The 20,147-nt window shown below is 52.5% G+C and carries 19 protein-coding genes and 1 tRNA gene; 9 read left to right on the forward strand and 11 right to left on the reverse strand.

Going from position 1 to position 20,147, the window contains the following annotated elements; all coding sequences use genetic code 11:
* Nucleotides 1-3 precede the first annotated feature (3 nt).
* A complete protein-coding gene (gene tatA, locus PJI16_04960) occupies nt 4-792 on the reverse strand; it encodes a twin-arginine translocase TatA/TatE family subunit (GenBank protein MDT3776907.1) in 789 nt (262 codons plus the stop codon).
* A gap of 325 nt (nt 793-1,117) precedes the next feature.
* Here tatA and PJI16_04965 point away from each other — a divergent pair, with 325 nt between their 5' ends.
* The 3 genes from PJI16_04965 to PJI16_04975 all read left to right on the forward strand — a co-directional run bounded on the left by PJI16_04965 (nt 1,118) and on the right by PJI16_04975 (nt 2,748).
* Nucleotides 1,118-1,438, forward strand: a complete 321-nt coding sequence (locus PJI16_04965) for a hypothetical protein (protein MDT3776908.1) — start codon at nt 1,118-1,120, stop codon at nt 1,436-1,438.
* 122 nt (nt 1,439-1,560) lie between these two features.
* On the forward strand, nt 1,561-1,953 hold the full coding sequence (locus PJI16_04970; GenBank protein ID MDT3776909.1) for a hypothetical protein: 393 nt from the start codon (nt 1,561-1,563) through the stop codon (nt 1,951-1,953).
* Between the two features lie 42 nt (nt 1,954-1,995).
* A complete protein-coding gene (locus PJI16_04975) occupies nt 1,996-2,748 on the forward strand; it encodes a gamma-glutamyl-gamma-aminobutyrate hydrolase family protein (GenBank protein ID MDT3776910.1) in 753 nt (250 codons plus the stop codon).
* An 80-nt stretch (nt 2,749-2,828) separates the two neighbouring features.
* Here the strand turns inward: PJI16_04975 and PJI16_04980 are convergent, their stop codons facing one another.
* The 7 genes from PJI16_04980 to PJI16_05010 all read right to left on the reverse strand — a co-directional run bounded on the left by PJI16_04980 (nt 2,829) and on the right by PJI16_05010 (nt 8,820).
* Nucleotides 2,829-3,248, reverse strand: coding sequence for a hypothetical protein (locus PJI16_04980; GenBank protein MDT3776911.1), 420 nt, complete (start codon nt 3,246-3,248; stop codon nt 2,829-2,831).
* Between the two features lie 148 nt (nt 3,249-3,396).
* Complete coding sequence (locus tag PJI16_04985; protein MDT3776912.1) at nt 3,397-3,876, reverse strand: phosphate-starvation-inducible PsiE family protein; 480 nt, start codon at nt 3,874-3,876, stop codon at nt 3,397-3,399.
* A gap of 15 nt (nt 3,877-3,891) precedes the next feature.
* Nucleotides 3,892-4,293, reverse strand: a complete 402-nt coding sequence (locus tag PJI16_04990; GenBank protein ID MDT3776913.1) for a hypothetical protein — start codon at nt 4,291-4,293, stop codon at nt 3,892-3,894.
* Nucleotides 4,294-4,557: 264 nt separating this feature from the next.
* Nucleotides 4,558-5,646, reverse strand: a complete 1,089-nt coding sequence (gene nagZ / locus PJI16_04995) for a beta-N-acetylhexosaminidase (GenBank protein MDT3776914.1) — start codon at nt 5,644-5,646, stop codon at nt 4,558-4,560.
* A gap of 15 nt (nt 5,647-5,661) precedes the next feature.
* Nucleotides 5,662-7,167, reverse strand: coding sequence for a leucyl aminopeptidase (locus tag PJI16_05000; GenBank protein MDT3776915.1), 1,506 nt, complete (start codon nt 7,165-7,167; stop codon nt 5,662-5,664).
* Between the two features lie 56 nt (nt 7,168-7,223).
* Complete coding sequence (queE, locus tag PJI16_05005) at nt 7,224-7,877, reverse strand: 7-carboxy-7-deazaguanine synthase QueE (protein MDT3776916.1); 654 nt, start codon at nt 7,875-7,877, stop codon at nt 7,224-7,226.
* Between the two features lie 247 nt (nt 7,878-8,124).
* Nucleotides 8,125-8,820 (reverse strand): HAD-IB family hydrolase, encoded by a 696-nt coding sequence (locus tag PJI16_05010; protein ID MDT3776917.1) that lies wholly within the window; start codon nt 8,818-8,820, stop codon nt 8,125-8,127.
* Between the two features lie 109 nt (nt 8,821-8,929).
* On the opposite strand from PJI16_05010, the gene PJI16_05015 reads away from it, so the two are divergent.
* From PJI16_05015 to PJI16_05030, 4 genes are all read left to right on the forward strand, one after another.
* Nucleotides 8,930-9,013, forward strand: a tRNA-Leu gene (locus tag PJI16_05015).
* A gap of 408 nt (nt 9,014-9,421) precedes the next feature.
* Nucleotides 9,422-10,081 carry a class I SAM-dependent methyltransferase gene (locus PJI16_05020; protein ID MDT3776918.1) on the forward strand — a complete coding sequence of 220 codons (660 nt, stop codon included), beginning with the start codon at nt 9,422-9,424 and terminating at the stop codon, nt 10,079-10,081.
* Between the two features lie 117 nt (nt 10,082-10,198).
* Nucleotides 10,199-12,187, forward strand: coding sequence for a tetratricopeptide repeat protein (locus tag PJI16_05025; GenBank protein ID MDT3776919.1), 1,989 nt, complete (start codon nt 10,199-10,201; stop codon nt 12,185-12,187).
* Between the two features lie 63 nt (nt 12,188-12,250).
* Nucleotides 12,251-14,860: a sigma 54-interacting transcriptional regulator gene (locus PJI16_05030; protein ID MDT3776920.1), complete on the forward strand. Its 2,610-nt coding sequence runs from the start codon at nt 12,251-12,253 to the stop codon at nt 14,858-14,860.
* Here the strand turns inward: PJI16_05030 and msrB are convergent.
* Complete coding sequence (msrB, locus tag PJI16_05035) at nt 14,826-15,311, reverse strand: peptide-methionine (R)-S-oxide reductase MsrB (protein ID MDT3776921.1); 486 nt, start codon at nt 15,309-15,311, stop codon at nt 14,826-14,828. The two genes, PJI16_05030 and msrB, sit on opposite strands and share 35 nt — an antisense overlap.
* Before the next feature lie 292 nt (nt 15,312-15,603).
* Between msrB and PJI16_05040 the strand changes: the two genes are divergently transcribed.
* Nucleotides 15,604-15,981: an HPF/RaiA family ribosome-associated protein gene (locus PJI16_05040; GenBank protein MDT3776922.1), complete on the forward strand. Its 378-nt coding sequence runs from the start codon at nt 15,604-15,606 to the stop codon at nt 15,979-15,981.
* 195 nt (nt 15,982-16,176) lie between these two features.
* On the opposite strand, the gene PJI16_05045 is transcribed toward PJI16_05040, so the two are convergent.
* Nucleotides 16,177-16,548 carry a hypothetical protein gene (locus PJI16_05045; GenBank protein ID MDT3776923.1) on the reverse strand — a complete coding sequence of 124 codons (372 nt, stop codon included), beginning with the start codon at nt 16,546-16,548 and terminating at the stop codon, nt 16,177-16,179.
* Here PJI16_05045 and PJI16_05050 point away from each other — a divergent pair.
* Nucleotides 16,547-17,500 (forward strand): transposase, encoded by a 954-nt coding sequence (locus PJI16_05050; protein ID MDT3776924.1) that lies wholly within the window; start codon nt 16,547-16,549, stop codon nt 17,498-17,500. The two genes, PJI16_05045 and PJI16_05050, sit on opposite strands and share 2 nt — an antisense overlap.
* Nucleotides 17,501-17,899: 399 nt before the next feature.
* On the opposite strand, the gene PJI16_05055 is transcribed toward PJI16_05050, so the two are convergent.
* Nucleotides 17,900-19,327 carry a phosphoglucomutase/phosphomannomutase family protein gene (locus PJI16_05055; GenBank protein MDT3776925.1) on the reverse strand — a complete coding sequence of 476 codons (1,428 nt, stop codon included), beginning with the start codon at nt 19,325-19,327 and terminating at the stop codon, nt 17,900-17,902.
* Between the last annotated feature and the right edge of the window lie 820 nt (nt 19,328-20,147).

Raw genomic sequence — 20,147 nt, forward strand, 5'->3', positions numbered from 1 at the left:
AGATTAGGCAGATCCTGAACGTTCTTTGGGGTTCAGAGGCTCTTTAGCCACTTCGATGGAGTCTTGCATCTCTTTTTCGGCAGACTCCAATTCGGCCTGAATGGTGCGCATTTGAGGATCGATCGAATTTTTAATATCTGCTGCGGCATCCCGGAAGGTGCGTACGGCACTTCCAAGACCTTCTCCTAAGGATTGCATATCTCGTGGAGCTAATCCGGACTGCTGGGAAGTCTGGGCTTTCATTGCAGCTTGCTGGGCTTGGACTCTGGCCACGGCCTGTTTATTGACAACAGCGGCAGGGCGCTTCAGCACGGGCTTTGCCTGTGCCCCAGCCGGGAGGGCAGGGTATTGCCTCGAAGCCATAGGGGCGGGTTGCGCTTGCCTATCCTCCATGGACATCGGCAACGGTGCAGAGGGGGCTGTCGTGGTTTGAGGAGAGTTAGGGGCTACAGTAGATTTAGCTGAAGGCTGGACCACTTGAGGCCCTGCTCCCTGGTAAAGTAACGCTGCCGTGGTTCCAGGCGTTTGTTCAGGACCAGGCTGGAATGGTTGATTTGTCGGGGTACCTACCGGGGTAGTCGGTTGGGATTGAGCCTGTGCTGGTTCGGGCGGTGCAGATGGAAGTGGCTCATTGGGGTCCACAGGTTGAGGGATATCGGCGACTTCCTTCTTAAAGCCTTTTAGAGCTTTCCCGACACCTTCCCCGATTTGCGGGAGACGACCTGCCCCGAAAATAATCAGGATGATCACCAGAATGATCATGAGTTCAGAGAACCCCATGGTTCCGAACATAGAGAAGCCCCTTTCCCTTCAGCTTACTGTGAAAATATTCAACTAAAAAGACTCTATCTTTCAAGATTGACGAGTGTCAACCTAAATACGGTAGGCTTAGAAGGCTATGCCCAAGCCAAGTTTTTGCGTATTCTTCATACTGTGTTGTGCCCTTTAATTAGTGAGTGGGTCCAGAATGTCATTACTCTCACCACCTCAGATTCCCCTCTTTCGGATTACCCTTTTTTACGGCCCCGAAGCCGTTGAGGGTGACTCAGATTCAGTGCACTGTGTTTTTAATGTTAAAAAGCGCAGCTGGAAAGGCGGGGTGCAAGTTGAGGTGGTAATGAAAAAGAACCAAATAGCCAAGCTTGAAGGAATACTTCAGCATTCATCCTGGTTGGAAGTCGTTCTAGGGAGCGTTCCGGTGGAGGACCAGGAGAGCTATCGCGAAAAAAGTCATGATTTGTTGGTACAGTTGTTGTGTTTCCACAAGCTCCATGCCTTTATTCATCAGGGAATCAAGCAGGAGAATATCCAGGTTTCCGGAGATGCTCTTGTTGCTGAGACAGATAAGGTTGTTGAGCTGGAGGCCGAGGAAATCAAGAGGCAGATTTTCATTGAGTTGGATCTGGTTGAAACAGAAGATGGCCCCCATTCACTATGAAGGTATTAAATTTGCTATAATTTTTTGTTTTTTATTTAAAAACAGAAGACTGACGAATCATTCATGATTAGAATAACAACCAGAAGGTTTGCATAAAAATTAAACAGGAAGGAGTATTCCTTATGCGGCAATCCAAGGGTTTATTGAGAGATGGGCTTAACCAGGTAACCGGGGTATGTGTGTTATTGGCTTTTTCACTGGTCCTATGCCTGGGTGCCACTGGGGTGAGTCTGGCTGCCGAACACGAATTATCGAGCCCAACTAATGAGGCGGGGCTTGGGATTGGGAGTGCTTTGCTGACCGTGGTCTATTTCCCCGTTAAATTGGCCTATGCCATCTTGGGGGGGGTTGTGGGAACCTTTACCTATGGATTGACGGGTGGCGACCTTGATACGGCAAAAGCCGTATGGGAACCGAGCTTCTATGGTACGTATGTTATTACGCCCGATCATCTGAAGGGGAATGAACCCGTTCGATTCATTGGGGTTTCCGCATACGAGGATCAAGCCCTTTAGACGGACTCATCAAACCTACCCGCCTAAGTTGAAATGACTGGCATGGTCAAACCTATCATTGGGATCACACCGGATTTTAACCCTGGAAATCGTAAGGATATGGGTGGGAAAGAACCCACCTATTTTTTGCGGGCCAGGTACCTTCAGGCGATTCAGGACGCCGGGGGAATGCCCTTAGTGCTTCCCCTGGTGCGTGGCCTGGCAAAACAGAAATATCTTTTACAACGGCTGGACGGCCTCCTGGTGACCGGGAGCGGATCGGATTTAGCCCCTGAGTTGTATGGAGAGAAACAGCGGTATCCTTTTCAGCGAATGAGTGAAGACCGCGCGCAACTTGAGCTAGGACTATCCAAGTTGGCCTTTCGTCAGGGTTTGCCGACTCTAGGCATTTGCGGGGGTATGCAATCCATGAATGTGGCCTTGGGAGGAACCCTGCTGCAGGATATTTCCTCTCAAATGTCTACCAAAATTGAACATCGTCCCACCAAATCCGCAACGAAAACAGCCCATCTGATTGACATTGAACCCAACAGTCTCCTTCAGCGTATCGCTAAGCGGTTAAGTATTGCTGTGAATAGTTCCCACCATCAATCTATCAAATCTGTTCCGCCGTCCTTTCAAGTCTCTGGGGTTGCTCCAGATGGAGTCATTGAAGCGATTGAATCTTCCCGTCATCCATTCTGGCTTGGGGTCCAATGGCATCCGGAGTTTTTATACCGGCACGACGCGATTCAAAAACGTCTTTTTATCGCATTGATACAATCCGCAAGACAGTTTGCCGCCAGCCGGACATAGCCTGTCCTCGGCCTTTTTAGCTTAGTTCGCACATGGTCTTTACGAAAGAGAATACCTGGTATGGCGAAGAGGACGGAGTCTTACGGAGCTGCGTCTTCAGCTTCTGGGGCTGGTTGAGGTGGATCCGGCGGAGCTGGAGATTTAGGTGAGGGAGTTTTGGTGTCTTGTGCGGCCGCGGTCTTAGCTGCAGGAGGAGTGGCGGGTTTAGGAGGAGGAACGGGTTTGGGTTTTTCTGGCTTGATGCCACCTTCCCAATGAGGGCCGGTATACATGTCGTCGGCCAGGTCCCTTTCTTTCCACTTGGCTTCAAAGTCTGCTGCGGCTTTATTGGGGGTATCTCCAGATCCAACAGTTTGATTCCATGGATAGATGCGAGGAGAAATGTGGCAGGTGGACTCCTCCTGGCACATATATAGTGCAATCGGATTTCCTCGATAAGGGCCCATGATAATATGGACCGTGCCAACTAATTCAGGAAGAGACTCCATGATGACCAACACAACCGATTGTTGTCCAAAAAGGAGGCTATACTGCCACAGCCCTCGGCGGTATGCAATATGAATGAAAGAAGTTCATCAGGTATTTTTGACAATAATTTGATGTAGGAATGATGAATAAGAAACAGAATATTACTGGAACTCGGAAGGGCTATTTGTTGAAAACAGGCACTACGGGGAGTTCGGATTTTCGGTGAAGATATAATGCGATCATGAGGACTAAAATCACGACAACATGCAGGGACATATCCATAAGATAATGACGAAAGATGTCATCAGGGACGGAATCCTGGTGCGAAAATTCAGCTCCAGCGGTGAGAATTCTTCGGACGGAGGCGATAATCCCTACATGGAGGAAGGGTTCGAGGCGAATACGGTCGTTTTGCAAGAAGCCTAAAACCGTGCGAAACAACTCCAAAAGAATGATGACGAACAGCAAGTCATTCAGTAAGGTGATGGTGGCCGGCAAAAACCCGGTCTGTACCGATTGAGCATAGGCCACCCAACTATAACCGAAAACCAGCATGCCCACGAGGAGAAAACTCAGGCAGGCCGTGATATAGCCCCACCGGTCGAGGAACTGCATCCATTTGACCCATTGCTTGATCGATTCTGGTGTCCACCCTAACATGTCGAATGTGTCCTCTTAGGCGGTTCCCTGATGGGGGGTGTTGGGGGAGTGTTCCTGCCCCGTGTCCTCTCCCCGCATCTGACCAAACTCTAAACTCTGAATTGCACTCGCCCCAAACGAATGACCACAGCAGATGACTTCCTGAAAGCCCTCACCTCCCGCCATCACCATTAGTCGAAGTCCACAGGAATCAGTCGCAACTATTTTCTCATTGAGTGGCATGCCGACTGCCAAGGCTCCTGCTCTGCGGCCCCGCTCTTGATTAAACGAGGGAACTACATCTTCCTGGGTCAGGTCATGCCCGCAACACCGAATTTTTTCAAAACCTTCCCCTCCGCCCATCACCTTGAGTACCAGCCCGCAAGAATCCGGAAACCGTTTGCGTTCGTCGATTATGTCCCCTTTTTTCAATGCCATGGCCATGCTCCTTGCTTTCGAAATGAATCATGAAATTCTGTCATCAGCAATAGGAATAGAGGTTTGGATGTGTCGGTTTATACAGCAAGGTTATTAGCTAAACAAATCTTTGTAGGGAATGTCCAGAATTGGGATATGGCCTTCTTTTGTCAGTTGGTCAGGTAAGTGATATCGCTGGTATCCATAAAGTGGTCCAGTGGGAGACGAAGCCTCGACTGCCTATTGGAGTATGGACGGTAATCCGTCTTTAAGCTTTCTATCCATTCAGGTCAAAGTGCGAATTTGGTCTTGGATCTGTGCTAACACATGGCGATGAGCAGGAAGGCCGACGGTATCAAGAATGGAGGGAACATTGATTGGATGATAGGGAGAGACAAATTGCTGTTTGACGGAGGCTATGCGGGCCAGGCTAGCCTCAAGGTGGCTTTGATCCAACACATTGGATTCAACGGCACCACAAACAGCGTTAATGGTATCGGTTGCGAGTCTGCGGGTTTTGCACACCAATAACATATCCACTCCGGCTTGCAACGAGCGTACAGCCGCCTCGCCGATTGTCGCATGGTTCACAATGGCGCCCATTTCCAAGTCGTCGCTTAAAATGACACCGGGAAATCCCATCTGCTGCCGAAGCATGTCTGTCAAAATAATGGAAGAGAGGGTTGCGGGATTTGTGGGGTCGAGGGCGGGATAGTGGACATGGGCCGTCATCATGGCCTGAAGACCGTGAGCAATGGCGTATTGAAAAGGTTTGAGCTCCACACTTTCGAGTCGCTCCCGGGAGGCATGGACCACCGGCAGTTCCACATGTGAATCCGTACTGGTATCGCCATGACCAGGAAAATGTTTTCCGCAGGCCAATACGCGTTGGTCGTGCAGGCCGGCAAGAGTGGCCGCTCCCATGAGGCACACCTGTTCCGGCTCGGTCCCAAACGCTCGATCTCCGATAATAGGATTGGAGGGATTTGTATGAATGTCCAGGACCGGGGCCATATTCATATTAATCCCTACGGCGCGTAACTCCTTAGCAGTTACGGCCGCGGCTTGGTAGGCCAGTTCCGTGGATCCCGAGTGGGCAACGGTTGATGCAGGAGGAAAGATGGTAAAGCCTGAAGGAAGGCGGGAGACGCGCCCACCTTCTTGATCGATGCCGATGAGAAGCGGGATGTCACCGGCAAGTGCTTGGAGGTCGTTCGTGAGGTGTGCAATTTGAGCAGGGTCAACCAGGTTTCGGGAAAAAAGAATGATCCCTCCCGGTCGGAATTCCTGCATCCAGGCTCGAAGGTCCGGAGTGACCTCCGTCCCTTCGAACCCGATCATACATAGTTGCCCTACGAGTTCAGCGATAGACATCGCGTGTATGGCCACCTAGCGATTGGCATGATTTAGTAAATACTGAATGAGCAACCGGGTCCCGATACCAGTCGGGCCTTTAGGAACATAGGGACGTTCGGTTGTGCCCCAATCGGTGCTGGCAATGTCCAAATGGACCCAGGGATGGTCTCCGACGAATTTTGATAAGAATAGTGCCGCGGTAATCATTCCGCCTCCGCGCCCACCGATATTCCGCATGTCCGCCACGTCACTTTTAAGCTGCTCAAAATATTCATCCCACAGGGGCATTTCCCAGACTCGTTCTCCGGCATGATTGCCAGCCTTTTTGAGTTCGGCTTTCATGGTGTCGTCATTACCCAACATGCCAATCGCGAATTGTCCCAACGCGACAGAGGCCGCACCGGTCAGTGTGGCGATGTCAATCACGCAGGCGGGTTTGAGCCGTGAGGCATAGCTTAAGCCGTCAGCAAGAATCAGACGTCCTTCTGCATCGGTATTTTGGACTTCCACCGTTTTTCCTGAGAGCATGGTAAGGATATCGCCGGGTTTAGTAGCTCGTCCCCCCGGCATGTTTTCCGTCACAGGCAAGAGGCCGATCGCATTCACCGGAAGTTTGAGTCGGGAGGCGGCTCGAATCGTCGCCAAGACTTCAGCACCACCGGTCATGTCGGCTTTCATCTGTTCCATGTTTTCTGATGGTTTTAGGGAAATACCACCGCTATCAAATGTCACGGTTTTGCCGACAAAGACAATGGGTTTTTGGGTGCGAGGACCGCCCATATATTCCAGAATGATAAATTGAGGCGGTTCGATGCTGCCTCGAGAGACCCCCAATAATCCGCCCATGCCGAGTTTTTCCTGCTGTTTGCGGTCCAAGACTTTGAGCCGGACTTTGGCTTCCCTGGCGATTTTTTTGGCTTCGGTGACGACCCGGGAAGGGGTCATCACGTTCGCGGGGTGGTTGCACAAATCCCGGACGAAACAGGTCGCCTCCCCAAGGATTTGGCCACGTTTGGCGCCATCTTTGGCCTCATTCAGGTGAGCGTTGGAGGGGGTGAGTAGGGTGCAGGATTGCAAGGAGTGGTTATTGTCCGTACGGTCCGTGCGGTACTCATTAAACCGATAGTCCCCAAGAACGAACCCTTCCACCATGGCTTGAGCCACGTCATCAATAGGGCCGGTGCTCTTTGGCACGTCCGGCATCACGCAAATAATCCCTTTGGCCTTGGCGGTGCGGGCGCGTTTGGCAGCGGTCCCCATCGCTTGACGAATTCGTTCCAAGGTCACCGTCTCCCGTGTTCCCAGGCCGACAAGAAGCACGCGTTTTGCGGGCAATTTCCCATCGATATGCAGTAAGGCGGTGTTATTCGGTTTACCGGAAAATTCTTCACTTTTGCGCAAGGTGCTCAATTGTCCACCGAGTTTCTGGTCGACCGACTGAACAACTTTGCTCCAGGTTTTGTCTTGTTCATATTCCAAACATACCAACATGTCCGTTGTTGCAGCGGTGGCTTCACCACTCTTCACAAGAATATTCATACGCCTCCTCAAAAAATTAATCGCCCCTACCGTAAAACGACCCTTTTCCCGTTGCGTCACACGCCGCGGGTTTCAGGATCCCAGATCACTTTATGCAATTGGAGTTGAAATCGAACAGGCAGTCGATCTTCCAGAATCCATTCAGCCAGGGGTTGCAAATGGAGGACTCCAAAGACCGGACTCATATGGACGGGACAGCGGTCCCCCAATAAATACTGGTTCACAATATCACGCGCCCATTCATAATCGGCCCGGTCTTTCAACACAAACTTCACTTCGTCTTTTCCGGATAGATGTGTGAGGGTATCCCACCGCATCCGATCCGTCATGCCACTCCCTGGGCATTTGACATCCAAAATAATCGAAACCCGCTCATCCACGTTGGCAATATCAAACGCCCCGCTGGTTTCCAGCATCACCTGAAATCCCGCGTCGCATAATTGTGTTAACAATACCAGAGAGCCGGGTTGATGCAATGGTTCACCACCCGTCACCTCGACGAGCGGACACCCATATGATTGCACCTGCGCCAAAATTTCCTCAATCGGCATGGTGGTACCACCATAAAAGGCATACTCCGTGTCACACCAGGTGCAGCGAAGGGGGCACCCCGTTAACCGGACAAATACGCACGGTTGTCCCACACGGGTGGATTCCCCTTGAAGGCTGTGAAAAATTTCGGTGATCTTTAAAGAAGGCAAAGTGCTCATAAGAACCCTCGACTCCACGCCCGCATCAGAGGACATTGTACTCAAAGTGTGGGGTGAGGGGGAGGGGAAAGGAGAATTGTGCGGAAAATGGCTGTCCGGGATGAAGGATTGTCACACGGGTAGATCGGGTTGAGTCGGATTTTTCGGTCATGTGAAACACATAGCGGGGCTGTTAAATGCAAAAGATTGGGAGAAGCTGTCAAAGTAGCGCAAGCAAGGAGGGCAATGTCATCGCTGATGGCAGCCCCTAAGCCCATTGTGTAATCGGCCAACCCCGCTCGCGGGCAATGCGGGCCATGCCACGAATGGGATTCACCACAAAGGGATGGCCAACCAGTTGGAGTGCGTGGAAATCTCCAGGGCTATCGCCATAGGCATAGCTACGCGTCAAGTCCAGGTTGAAGCGGGCGGCCAGGCGCTCCACATACCGGCCTTTTCCCTCACCATAGGGCAACGGGGCAAACACCTTTCCCGTATAAAGTCCTGCCTGGGATTCCGGTCTTGCGCCAAATACCAAGGAGACTCCAAGTGCCTCAGCCAGTGGTTTCACCAAGAACTCAGGGGATCCGCTGACGAAGGCCACGACATGTCCCGCATCCCGATGACGGGATAAACGATTCAAAGCCCTCGCTGAGACCCGTGGAACAACATATAACTCCACGTACTCGCTGGCCATCTGTTCAATGAGGGAGACATCATGCCCCATCAGATACAGCTTCCTCCGTCGCAGAGGGTTGAACGAAATGGGCGGCATTTGCCGAATGGCATATTCCAGGCTGTGCCATACCTCCGGCCAACCCATGACACCGTCCTGCCAGAGATACCTGAAAAACCCGATTTCAATCGACGCGCCGGGAATCAACGTGTTATCCACATCGAAAAAGGCACCGATCCAATGCTGGGAATGAGTCAGGGGAGCGGGCGAAGTGGTTGAGCGGGTCATGGTGAGCTATAATCCGAACGGTCAGATGATCAATGAATGGTCGGGATTCTACTCCGCGCTCCCCTCGTTGACAAGGACATCAGGAGGTTTCATAATCTGCCTACTTCGTGCCGAAGTGGTGGAATGGCAGACACGCACGTTTGAGGGGCGTGTGGGGAAACCCATGCGGGTTCAAGTCCCGCCTTCGGCACCAACTTTTCCTACCGACTGCATAGACTTCTCGTACTTCAAAAACTCTTCTTACTCTCAAATGGGGTTAGAGGTATTCCCCCCTTGGGGTGGCCGGAGCGTAGCGGAGGCACGAGGGAACAGGTCCCCTTGTGGGAGAAGGAGCCAGGCTTCCGCTCCTGCGACTTCAAGTCAGATTTTCAGCTCCAATCCCTTCCTCCCGATTATCTTATTGATTTTGCTCAGGTATACCACTGTCGCCTCATCCATTCTCGGGATAAAAACTTTTTCAGCGAAAATTGGCATTCCGGTATTTCATTCTTAAAGGAACCGGAGGATATTGAAAAATATTGTCGATGGGATTCTGGCTCATGCGCTTGCTTGCAGACTACTTAGGGAGATAAACGTTATTCTGATGCTTAGGATAAGGCGAATGAGAAGACATATTCAATTGCCTGAAAGGACATCCATGAAACGCGGGTGGTATTCAGGGCGAGTGTTTCCCAGGCTGGTGCAATGGAGCATGGGGCAAGCGGGTTTTACCCCCTTGCGGCATTCTTTGGTCGCAAAGGCGTCAGGGTTGGTTTTGGAGATCGGGTTTGGGACCGGTGCCAATTTTTCTTACTATCCTTCCCAGATCCATTCTTTGACGGCGATTGATCCCAATCCCGGCATGATCCCTTTGGCCCGTTCGCTTCAGGAGGAGGCCGTGATTCCCGTTCACCTTGTTTTGGGCTCGGCGGAAGCGCTCCCTTTTCCCTCTTTCTCCTTCGATACGGTGGTGAGCACGATGACTTTATGTAGCGTGCCTCTGCCTTCCAATGCCCTGCAGGAATTGCTTCGGGTTCTGAGACCTGGAGGGCGGTTCTTATTTTTAGAGCACGGGCAAAGTCCGGATCGTTCAGTTCGCCTGTGGCAGGATGGTCTTACGCCGGTGTGGAAACATCTTGGCGATGGCTGTCATTTAAACCGTCCAATGGTTCAGATGATTCAATCGCAGGGCTGGACGGTCACAGCACTCGAAAACTTTTATCTTCCCGGCGTTCCGAAGGCTTTTGCCTATTTTTCTCAGGGGATGGCGGTGAAGGCCTGATCCTCCCGGTGCGCCCTTCCATTTTCCTTGATTTCTTAATACATTGAAGTTGGTGTTCATGAGGGTTTCGTCTGTTTTTCGGAACCGTCCCAATCTCTGCTTCCTGAGAGTGTCTTGATGGTAAATCGGCGGGTACCTGGCGGTTTAATAGTCTGTGCCGCCATTGTGGGACTTCTCCTTTTGAAGGGGTTTCCTGGCCTTTCTCTCTCCTATGCGGAGGTGACCGGTGCCTCCCAAGCGGATTCATCTCCCATTCAGGATTCTGCGGAAGCGCATTTTCAGTTAGGCATTGATTTTTTTCTCACGGATGATCTGGATGTGGCCATTGACGAGTTTCGGGAGACCGCTCGTCAGCGTCCCGGTTTTGCCGATGCCTATCATAATCTTGGGGTGGCCCTGGCCAAAACGGGGGATTTAACCGGGGCCATTGCGGCCTGGTCGCAAGCGGAACGTTTGGATGTTCAGGCCACCTCATTGCGGTACCACCTGTCAGCCCTGGTTTCGTATAACTATGGCATCTCCCTGGTGCGAGATGGTCGGCTTGCAGAGGCTCTGGCGCAATGGCGGGCCGCGCTTCGCATTCAATCTGATTTTCCAGAAGCCCATTATGCGCTGGGATTGGGGTATTTAGCATTAGGCGATCCTGTGCAAGCGGTAGCCCATTTTCAAGCAACGATTCACGGCGCGACCCATTGGGCGCAGGCCTTTGAAGCCTTGGGATTGGCCTATTATGCCTCACATGAAAATGTTCTGGCCGAGCAGGCCTGGGGTCAGGCTCTGGCGTTGGAGCCCGATTCCCCCAAGGTCCATGCCAATTTGGGGTTACTTCGTTTGCAGGAGGGAAATTTTCACGAGGCGATCGATCATTTCCGGGAGGCGTTGATACTTCAACCTGACCTTGTAGCCGCGCATTACAATATTGGTGTGGCGTTGTTTGCGAAAGGCGACGAGTCAGCCAGTGTTCCATCACTGGAAAGGGCCATTTCTCTTGATTCCCGACTAACTTCCGCGAGATTGCTGCTTGGTGTTGTGTGGAGTCGTCAGGGAAATTGGGCGCAGGCCGCCTCGCTCTGGCGTGAGGCATTACGCCGGGATCCCTTTGCCAACGATGGTGTGTGGCTCCATTACAATTTGGGAGTTGCCATGGCTGCCATGGGACTAATTGACGAGGCGGCGGTTGAATTTGATGTCGTGACTGACCAACGTCCTGAATGGGCTCCGGGGTGGTCTCAGTTGGGCTCGGCGCTTCTTGCAACCCGACAATGGGAAAAGGCCGTGGTTGCCCTGGAATCCGCTGCTCGATTGCAACCGGCCTGGGCACACCTCCATTTTGCCATTGGCAAAGCCCAGGCTGAAGCAGGGAAATTGTCTCAGGCTGTTGCCGCCTTTCAGCGAGCGGTCGAGATTGAGCCTCAATTTGTGGATGCATGGTTTCATTTGGGGGTCGTGCTTCGTGCTCAGAACCGGACCGGTGAAGCGGTCGAGCCGCTTCGTCTGGCGGCGGAAGGCGGATCGGGCGAAGCCCAAAGCCTGTTGGCTTCGATGTATGCCAATGGCAGTGGCATGGATCGCAACATCCCCTTGGCGATGTTATGGTGGTTCCGGAGTAGTCGGGCCACGATGGCCGATTCGCTCACGCAGACCGCCAGAGAACAGCTCTCACACTTCCGTCGCGGCCTGCATCGACACCTCTTTTCGCCCGGTGACCGGCAGGAGGTGTTAACCGGTTTTGGTCTTATTCGAGAAGATCTGCACCGGCTGGCTCCTGCCCATCGCATGTCCACTCAGGTGGCCAATGATGAAGACACCTGGGGCCACCTGATGCCGAGTGAACCCGTTGTTGCATGGGTGATCGACCAGGCTTTGGCCGGTGATCAGTCTGCCCAGCATACACTCCATGCCTGGTATGTGAATGGAGAGCGTGCTCGCTTGGTTCCAGCAGATCCTCAGATCCGAAATTATTTTCTGCAAACGGCGAAAGAAGGAGATCCCTTTTCCTGTCAGGTCGTTCGAGCCGTTGCTCCTGAATCGGCCGAGCGTTTTTCAGCAGACTGGCAATTGGCGGCAAATGGATGTCCGGACCAGACCGTCAAGCCGGGATTGTAATTCCGAGCTGAGTTGCATGTATGGGAGTGGGAACTTCCTGAAATTTCCATGATTAAGGCGTCAATGACAGATCGTTCCAAGACCATGGCATTGGCCCTCGCCTTTTCACTGGTGAGCACGGTGTTGGCTTTTAGCGTCTCCTTTGTTTTTCCCCAGGGAGAACGATGGTTGACTGATTGGCAACTGGCTCACATGGCACCTGGACCTGTCGACCCTTCACTGGTCATGGTGACAGTCACGAAGAGCACCAGTCCCGCGTTATGTGGGGAAGGACGATGGGATCTTTCCGTGTTGCAATCTACCCTGCTGGCCCTTCATGAAGCTGGCGCTGCTGTCATCGTTCCCTCAATTGATGCGTCCTCCCCGATAGCCTCGGAATGTGGTGGTTTGGCTGGACTGGTTCGGCTGGCTGAAGTGACCAAACGAGTTGGGTCTGTGGTCTATCCAGACTCGGTTCCCCCCGCCTTGGCGGATGCGGCAACCGCGTTGGGGACGCTGACCTTGATGCCTGATGCGGATGGGGTGTTTAGGGGTGTGAAGTCCGCTACTCTCTCTGCTGATTCATCGCCGCATCCTCCGATCGGCCTCGTCATCGCCTCGTTTGTGTCGAAGGAGGCAATGACGATCAATCCTGGGGCTATCGACAATCAGCTTCGGTTCGTTGGGCGTTGGAAGAATCCTCCATTTCCCACCCATGACTTTTCCGACGTGTGGAACATCATCCAGAGTAAAGATCGCGATCAATTGGTGAAGTTGTTTCGCGGAAAAGCGGTAATCCTCTTTTCTCTTGTGTCAAAGGAACCAACGCTTTCGACTCCGTGGGAGTCGGCTGTGCCGGGAGAATTTCTTCATGCCTTATTGAGCAACGCCGTACTCACCAATGGATGGGTATTCACGACTCCTGTATGGGTCGCGTTTCTTGTGACCGTGAGTGTAAGCCTGTTCTTCACCAGTGTTCTATTTTGGGGAATTCCGCTAGCCCGCTTTGGGATGATGAGCCTAGCCGGTATTTTCCTTGCGGGGCTTGCTCTCCTGTGGGGACTTCACAGTGGCTGGATGAGGCCGATCTTGAGTACAGGCTTGGCTTTAGGAATGGCTATGGGGGGAACGCTGGCCTGGCGGGTGTCCAGGTCCAGATCAATTATTCAAGAGCGGATTATCCAGGGGAAACAGCAGCTACAACAATTGGAAGCAGAGTTGGCCGATAGACAGCAGCATGTCCGGGAACTCGAAACTCACTTGCATGTGGCAAAAGATCATGCACACCATTCGGCGACGGTTATTGAAGGTTTAGAAACGCTGCAAGGGGGAGCGTCTCGCCAATTGGAAAATGCTCAATCCGAAATAGAAGAAACCCGGCGACAGATTGACCGTTTGGAGGTGGAATTGGAGGATCTCCGGCAGCAGGTGCCGGCGATGCAGCATGCCGGGCATCGGATCCCGGAATCCCGTGAGAATCTAGAATTATTTCAGGAATGTGAGTCGCTGCATATTCTGACCCGTGCTCCTTCGGTTCTTCGCGTATTTCAGGATTTAAAAAAAGCGTCGGGGACCCGGAGCCCCATTCTTCTATTGGGAGAAACGGGTACGGGGAAGGAGGTGTTTGCACGAGCGGCCCATGCGTTGAGTCCACGGCATCAGGGGCCATTTGTGTCGGTGAATATGGCAGCTATCCGGTCGGAGTTATTTGAAGGGGAACTTTTCGGTCATGTGAAGGGAGCCTTTACCGGAGCGGTAGGCCGTGAGGGATATATCGAAACGGCGAATGGCGGAACGCTTTTTTTGGATGAAGTGGGCGAACTCCCATCCGATTTGCAGGCAAAATTACTGCGATTTTTGGAGGACGGGTCATTTCACCGGGTCGGAGAAAGTCGACTGACCCAGGTGGATGTGCGCATTATCGCGGCCACGAATTGCAATCTTCAACAGGATGTGGAGGCAGGCCGATACCGGGAAGATTTATACTATCGATTACGGAGTATTGTCTTAACTCTGCCTCCTCTCCGGGAACGAGGAGAGGAAGACTGTCTGTTGTTGGCTCAATCCTTCCTGCAGAATTTTTCCCGGCAACAGGATCGAATGGATCTGGCGTTCACGCAAGGTGCTCTGGAAGCGATGACGGCCTATCGATGGCCTGGCAATATTCGAGAACTTCGACAAACCGTGGCCCAAGCAGTGGCGTTGGCCAACGGGTCCCTCATTACCGAAGCGGATTTGCATCTCAGTAGCCCGGTTATGCCCTACGTGAAGGGTGAGGGGCATGGTCTGGTGGAATTGGACCGATTGGAGGATGACATGGTGTTGGAATGCCTGCGCCGCCATAGATTCGATATGCAGGCGACAGCCAAGGCTTTAGGGTGGGATCGCAGCACCGTCACCCAACGCTTGAAGGGTCTTGGATTTCAAGCATTAGTCGACTATCAGGGGAATATAGAAGCGGCGGCGCAGGCGTTGGCAGGGGATGAAAATTTGACGCGAATGGTGGGAAGACGGTTGCGCGAGTATTCCAAAAACTTACTCCCTTCTTCCAAACACTATTCGTCCGTTGAAGTCGCAATTGCCGACTGTCGGAAACGGTTTCGCAATCTTCCGGAGCGTCATTTTCCGGCAGTCGAGCAGTTGGTGCGCCAGCGTTTTATTATGCCGGAACAAATTTCAATGCCGCGGAATTAATGCAATAACGTAATCCAGTCGGTTGTGGGCCATCATCAAAAATGTGTCCCTGGTGGCCGCCGCAGCGGGCACAGTGAACTTCGGTCCGGGGATAAATAATTTTCCAGTCGGTCCGAGTTTCGACCACTTTTTCCGAAATCGGTTGCCAAAAACTGGGCCACCCGGTTCCGCTGTCGAATTTCGTATCGGAAGAAAAGAGTGGCAGTTCGCATCCCGCACATTGGTAAATGCCTTTGGCTTTACTTTGGTGATATTCATTGGTAAAGGGCGGTTCTGTGTCTTCATGCCGCAAGACACGATATTGCATGGGGGTTAACAGCGCCTTCCACTCTTCATCCGTTTTCGTTATTTTGGTAATGTCTGATTCCCCGGTTGAGGGATTGGGAGCGGCCAAGGCCACGCCGAGGGTTTTAGCGAGAACTCCGAAGCCCAATGCCATGCCGATTTTCATAAGATTTCTCCTGTTTACATTCACGTTTATAGACATCTGATATCCCTCCTCTGAGTTGAGACGGTGGAGATTCTCCCCTGTTCCATCCCACCTGATATACTGTATCAGTCTTGCCCAGGTAAAAAAAATTACAGGGTTGGTCATGAGGCCTTTGACTGAAAGAAGGAAAATTTTTACACTATAGAAAACCAAAAGAAAAGGAGGGTTGACTCAGGATTTCGTCATCCGAAAAACAGGCCGGAAGGTGTTGGATGTTTCACAGATTTAACGAACAGCCAAAGAAGGAGTGTCTATGGATGAACAATCGCTGGATGTAAAAATTGAGAGCCGAAACGTTGGCATGACCCCTCGGTGGAAAGCCGAAATTGAGAGACGGACTGAGGCGTTGCAGACGGATACCATTCGCATCATTCATGCCCGTGTCACTCTCACCAAAAATGCTCATCATAAAAAAGGGGCTGATAACGCGGAGGCGCTGGTTGTCGTGACGCTTCCCCGGCGTCGAACGGTGACTGCCAGAAAAGAATCGAAAACCTTTGAAGAAGCCATTCGCTCAGCCTTTCAGGCCATAGAGCATGAACTGGATAAAGTTGAAGAAAAACGGTTGGCCCGCAATGCCAAGGCCACAGCCAAAAAGGCTGAAAAAGCGATGCTATTGACTGCTGTCTGAAGTCAAGTTCTCATGAGAGTCATTGGGGGAGGGGATTTGCCCACCCCCAATGACCTTCTTCTCATTTTGTCCAAGGCCTTTCTTTCATCCTCAATTTCGTACCATTTTCCCTAAAACCTGGTTCTCTTTTACCCTCTAATCCTGGTCTACCGTTTCTTGCCAGAATTTGGCCATCGGTCGTTCGGAATAATTGGATCATAGGTAATGGATGGTTCCTCGCTCTTTCAATTGGTTCCCTGCAATGTTCGTCTCCGAGGTCCGACGCCTTCCGTCCGTTCCTCTAGAGTGGACGCTCTGATGATTCGGCGAACCTTGTTTGAGTCCTTCGACCAGACTTGTATGGTGTTTTGCAGCGCATTCTTGAGAAGCTACGAGGAGCCGGGGTGGAGGGACATCGGCTAGCATCTGCCGCACGGCGGACAGACTTCCTGAGAACTCTCCCACCCACACCACAAACGTCGATGAGGAATCTCGCGGCAGGGACCCTGACCGCCGATTTACCCGCAAGCTCACGTTGGTGTGTGCCACCCCAGCATCGTTCACGTACTTTTTGGAGGGTACCATCATGCACACCTGTCTGAATGTCGGCGTGGATGTGGCCAAAGATGCCGTCATGGTTGCCTGCGCCGAGTCATGCTTCCCGGTCCAGAGTGTTCCCAATCAGCGTGGCTCGTTGCGGGCTTGGCTCAAATCGCTGCCGGCAGGCAGCCGCATTGGCTTGGAATCCACCGGCGCCTATCACGAATTGCTGGCGGACCTCGCGCAGGCCTACGGTCATACCGTCTTCCTGCTTAATCCCTTGGATACTCGGCACTATGCCAAGGCCATGGGCACCCGCGCCAAAACCGACTGGGTGGATGCGGAGTTGATCGCCAGACTCATCGCGCAAGAGCACACGCGCTTGCGGGCCTACACGCCCCCCACGGCGAACCAACGCAAGCTCGATCGGCTCATTCGACGGCGCGCCACGATCGTCCGCCTCAAAGGCACGCTCAAGCAGACGATGCGCCATCTGAGTGGCTTTGCCCACGAACTCAAGGCGGTGATGGGCAAAATGGATGCCTTGCTCGCCAAGATTGATGCGACCATGGCCGCGCTGGCGGCCTGTTCGCCCCACCATCAGGAGGCGCAACAACGGTTGCAAACCATTGTGGGCGTCGGGCCCTTGGTGGGCATCAGCTTGACCAATACGTTGGAGCGCGTGCCGTTCCGCAAGGCGGATGCGTTCGTCGCCTTCATTGGCTTGGATCCGCGGGCGAATGACTCGGGACACAAAACCGGGCGCCGACGGTTGTCCAAACGCGGCCCCGCCGAGTTGCGCCGCTTGCTGTTTAACGCCGCGATGTCGGCCATCAAAACCACAGTCTGGAAACCCATCTACGAGTCTTACCGCACTCAAGGTTGGAGCACGACGGCCTCTTTGGTCATTATCGCTCGCAAAATCGCCCGTGCGGCTTGGTCTATTCATCATTACCGTACAACATTTCATCCAGAGCGGATCACACAATGCTTGACATAAACCATAGAATCTCAGGATAAACTCCGCGAGTTGGTTCGCCCTCCCGTGACTTGAGTCCATCTCAAGTAATGAGTCCGGACGGGGCGTCAATGGTTTTGGCTACTTTTGCCGGAACAAAAGTGGCTCGGCTGCCGGGCCGAAACCCGGTAACACAGACAATCACGGTGATACGAGAGTCTGGTAAAAAGAAGCGACTCATTCACCAACCCGGCTTCTCAGCTGGAAAATCTCAAGATTAATTTCCGATGAACCTGAAATTGCTGGAAGGCTAGATCCATATATCCAATATGATCCAAATAATTTGCTCTTCTTAAAAGGGGAAAGCCTCCCCAAAGAAGGCATGGGGAGAAAATTGCTAATTCGTAAGAAGAAAGGGGAAAGGAAAGGATTTGGAATGACTTACCTGGCGGGAAGATGAAGCAGTTCTTTGCCGGCGTTCATGATCTCGGCGAGTCGTTCAGGGGTTTTGGCTTCGCCATAGCATCGGACGAGGGATTCGGTTCCGGACAATCGAATGAGATACCAGGAGCTATCCGGCAGGAGGAGTTTGCAGCCATCCAGTTTATTGACATGGCTGACCTCTGCTCCGGCAAACTCCGGTGGTGGATGTTCAAGGACCTGCTTGACCTGTGTTTTGATGTGGTCGCTCATCGGCAGATCCTGTCGTATCGTGAACGTCGCGCCGACTCGATCAAACAGGTCCTTTAGTAACTCCTGAATGGTCTGTCCGGTAAAGGCCACCATCTCTGCGACCAACGCCCCGGCCAATATCCCGTCTGCCTCCGGTACATGGCCCTTGATGGACATCCCGGCGCTTTCTTCCCCGCCAAAGACCACTTCCCCTTTCGCGAGCAATTCGCCGAGGTATTTGAATCCGACCGGGGTTTCGTGGACGGTGAGTCCATGGTGTGCTGCCACGGCATCAATGAGATGGGTGGTGGCAACCGAGCGGGCAACTCCACCGGTCCATTGCCGACTGCGAATGAGATAATCCAATAAAAGGGCCAGGATGTAGTTGGCTTGAATGAAGGTGCCGTCGGCATCCACGATGCCAAACCGGCCTCCGTCTCCGTCGGTCGCCAGGCCGAGATGTGCTCCTTCGCGGCGAACGGTCTCTTGCAGATCCTGAAGTGTCTCGTTGGTCGGTTCCGGTCGAAATCCTCCAAAATACGGATCTCGCCAATGGTGTAAGACGGCCATTTTTGCGCCCGCTTGTCGGAGGAATTCATCCAGATAATGCCTGGAGGTTCCATAGAGGGGATCAAAAATCACCCTGATCCGGCCGTTTCGGATGCGGTCGCGATCCACCAGCGATTCCAGAGCTTTCAAATACTCGGGTTGCGGATCGAAATGCCGCACCATGCCATCGTGGGTCGCCCGCTCCCAGGGGAGCCATTTGATGTGTTCCCCATGCAACAGGGGTAGGATGCGCAGTTCAATGGCTTTGGTTGTTTCCGGTAGGGCCGGTCCTCCCCAGTCCGGTGTAAATTTGATGCCATTCCATTCATGAGAATTGTGGCTGGCTGAAAAGTTCATGCCGCCTGACAGCTTACGACTCACCACATGGTAAGAGATGGCGGGCGTCGGGGTATCTCGGTCGCAAATCAGACAAGGGATACCATGGGCCGCCATGACTTCTGCAGCCACTTTGGCAAAATGCTCCCCTAAAAATCTTGCGTCGTAGCCAATCAGGATGCCTTGTTGCCCCAACTTCTGTTGACGGAGAAATTGAGCGATTCCCTGGCACACGATACGGATGTTCCGGACCGTAAAGTCCTCGGCCACAATGGCCCGCCACCCTGAAGTCCCGAATTTAATGGAGTCCATGTTCGATATATGCTCGTTGCGAAGAAGGGATTTCTCAGCAGAAAACAGTGAAAACGTGATTTGGAGCTTTCGTTCCCAGAAGGGTGATCATACAGAAAATATGGCTCCTCGCTCTTTCATCTGAGTCACTGAAATGATCGTCTCCGACGCCTGCCGTCTGGCATAAGGGAGAGACGCTCTTATCCACCGGCGGGCCTTGTCTGAGTCCTTCGGCATGGCTCAGGATAGACTCCGCGAGTTGGTCCGCCCTCCTCAGGCTGGCGTCCCTCCCCTCTCATAGGGCCAGACGGGGCGTCCATGGTTTTGGGGCCTTTTGCCGGAACAAAAGGGCCTCGCCTGCCTGGGCGAAACCCGGCAACACAGAAAAGCACGTTAAACATGAGAGTTGTGCGCACAAATGCATTGGGTTCCCCTGTCAGCCCCTTTTTTCTGCCAAGCCCCAAGATGGATTTTCGATACACATCGTAAAGCTGTAAGGTCAGAACCATAAATGCTATTGATTCCAAAAGTATTACAGAATAGAAGATTTTTGCTCATTTGCCAATCAGATGATTGAGTTTTTCTAATCAATTTCTCCGAAATCGTCCTGGAGTTCATACAATATAAAATTGCGGTTCCTGAAACCTACGAAAAAGACGGGAAAGAAAAAACTGCGTGGACGACCGTCGGCACGGCCTTTGCCAATGACAGCGGCAATATTACTCTGAATCTTCCCCAACATGTGGCCGTCTCGGGCCGGGTGGTGTTGTTTTCAAAAAAAGATGAGCCTGAAAAAAAGAATAGGGTAGGGGCTTTACGAAAAATGGAACCGAATACGTTC

The sequence above is a fragment of the Nitrospira sp. MA-1 genome, assembly GCA_032139905.1.
Taxonomy (GTDB): Bacteria; Nitrospirota; Nitrospiria; order Nitrospirales; family UBA8639; genus Nitrospira_E.

Bases quoted from the DNA above. Each gene is read 5' to 3' on its own strand.
- tatA (MDT3776907.1), bottom strand. From the start codon at position 792: ATGTTCGGAACCATGGGGTTCTCTGAACTCATGATCATTCTGGTGATC.
- PJI16_04965 (MDT3776908.1), top strand. From the start codon at position 1,118: ATGAAAAAGAACCAAATAGCCAAGCTTGAAGGAATACTTCAGCATTCA.
- PJI16_04970 (MDT3776909.1), top strand. From the start codon at position 1,561: ATGCGGCAATCCAAGGGTTTATTGAGAGATGGGCTTAACCAGGTAACC.
- PJI16_04975 (MDT3776910.1), top strand. From the start codon at position 1,996: ATGGTCAAACCTATCATTGGGATCACACCGGATTTTAACCCTGGAAAT.
- PJI16_04985 (MDT3776912.1), bottom strand. From the start codon at position 3,876: ATGTTAGGGTGGACACCAGAATCGATCAAGCAATGGGTCAAATGGATG.
- PJI16_04990 (MDT3776913.1), bottom strand. From the start codon at position 4,293: ATGGCATTGAAAAAAGGGGACATAATCGACGAACGCAAACGGTTTCCG.
- nagZ (MDT3776914.1), bottom strand. From the start codon at position 5,646: ATGTCTATCGCTGAACTCGTAGGGCAACTATGTATGATCGGGTTCGAA.
- PJI16_05000 (MDT3776915.1), bottom strand. From the start codon at position 7,167: ATGAATATTCTTGTGAAGAGTGGTGAAGCCACCGCTGCAACAACGGAC.
- queE (MDT3776916.1), bottom strand. From the start codon at position 7,877: ATGAGCACTTTGCCTTCTTTAAAGATCACCGAAATTTTTCACAGCCTT.
- PJI16_05010 (MDT3776917.1), bottom strand. From the start codon at position 8,820: ATGACCCGCTCAACCACTTCGCCCGCTCCCCTGACTCATTCCCAGCAT.
- PJI16_05020 (MDT3776918.1), top strand. From the start codon at position 9,422: ATGAGAAGACATATTCAATTGCCTGAAAGGACATCCATGAAACGCGGG.
- PJI16_05025 (MDT3776919.1), top strand. From the start codon at position 10,199: ATGGTAAATCGGCGGGTACCTGGCGGTTTAATAGTCTGTGCCGCCATT.
- PJI16_05030 (MDT3776920.1), top strand. From the start codon at position 12,251: ATGACAGATCGTTCCAAGACCATGGCATTGGCCCTCGCCTTTTCACTG.
- msrB (MDT3776921.1), bottom strand. From the start codon at position 15,311: ATGAAAATCGGCATGGCATTGGGCTTCGGAGTTCTCGCTAAAACCCTC.
- PJI16_05040 (MDT3776922.1), top strand. From the start codon at position 15,604: ATGGATGAACAATCGCTGGATGTAAAAATTGAGAGCCGAAACGTTGGC.
- PJI16_05050 (MDT3776924.1), top strand. From the start codon at position 16,547: ATGCACACCTGTCTGAATGTCGGCGTGGATGTGGCCAAAGATGCCGTC.
- PJI16_05045 (MDT3776923.1), bottom strand. From the start codon at position 16,548: ATGATGGTACCCTCCAAAAAGTACGTGAACGATGCTGGGGTGGCACAC.
- PJI16_05055 (MDT3776925.1), bottom strand. From the start codon at position 19,327: ATGGACTCCATTAAATTCGGGACTTCAGGGTGGCGGGCCATTGTGGCC.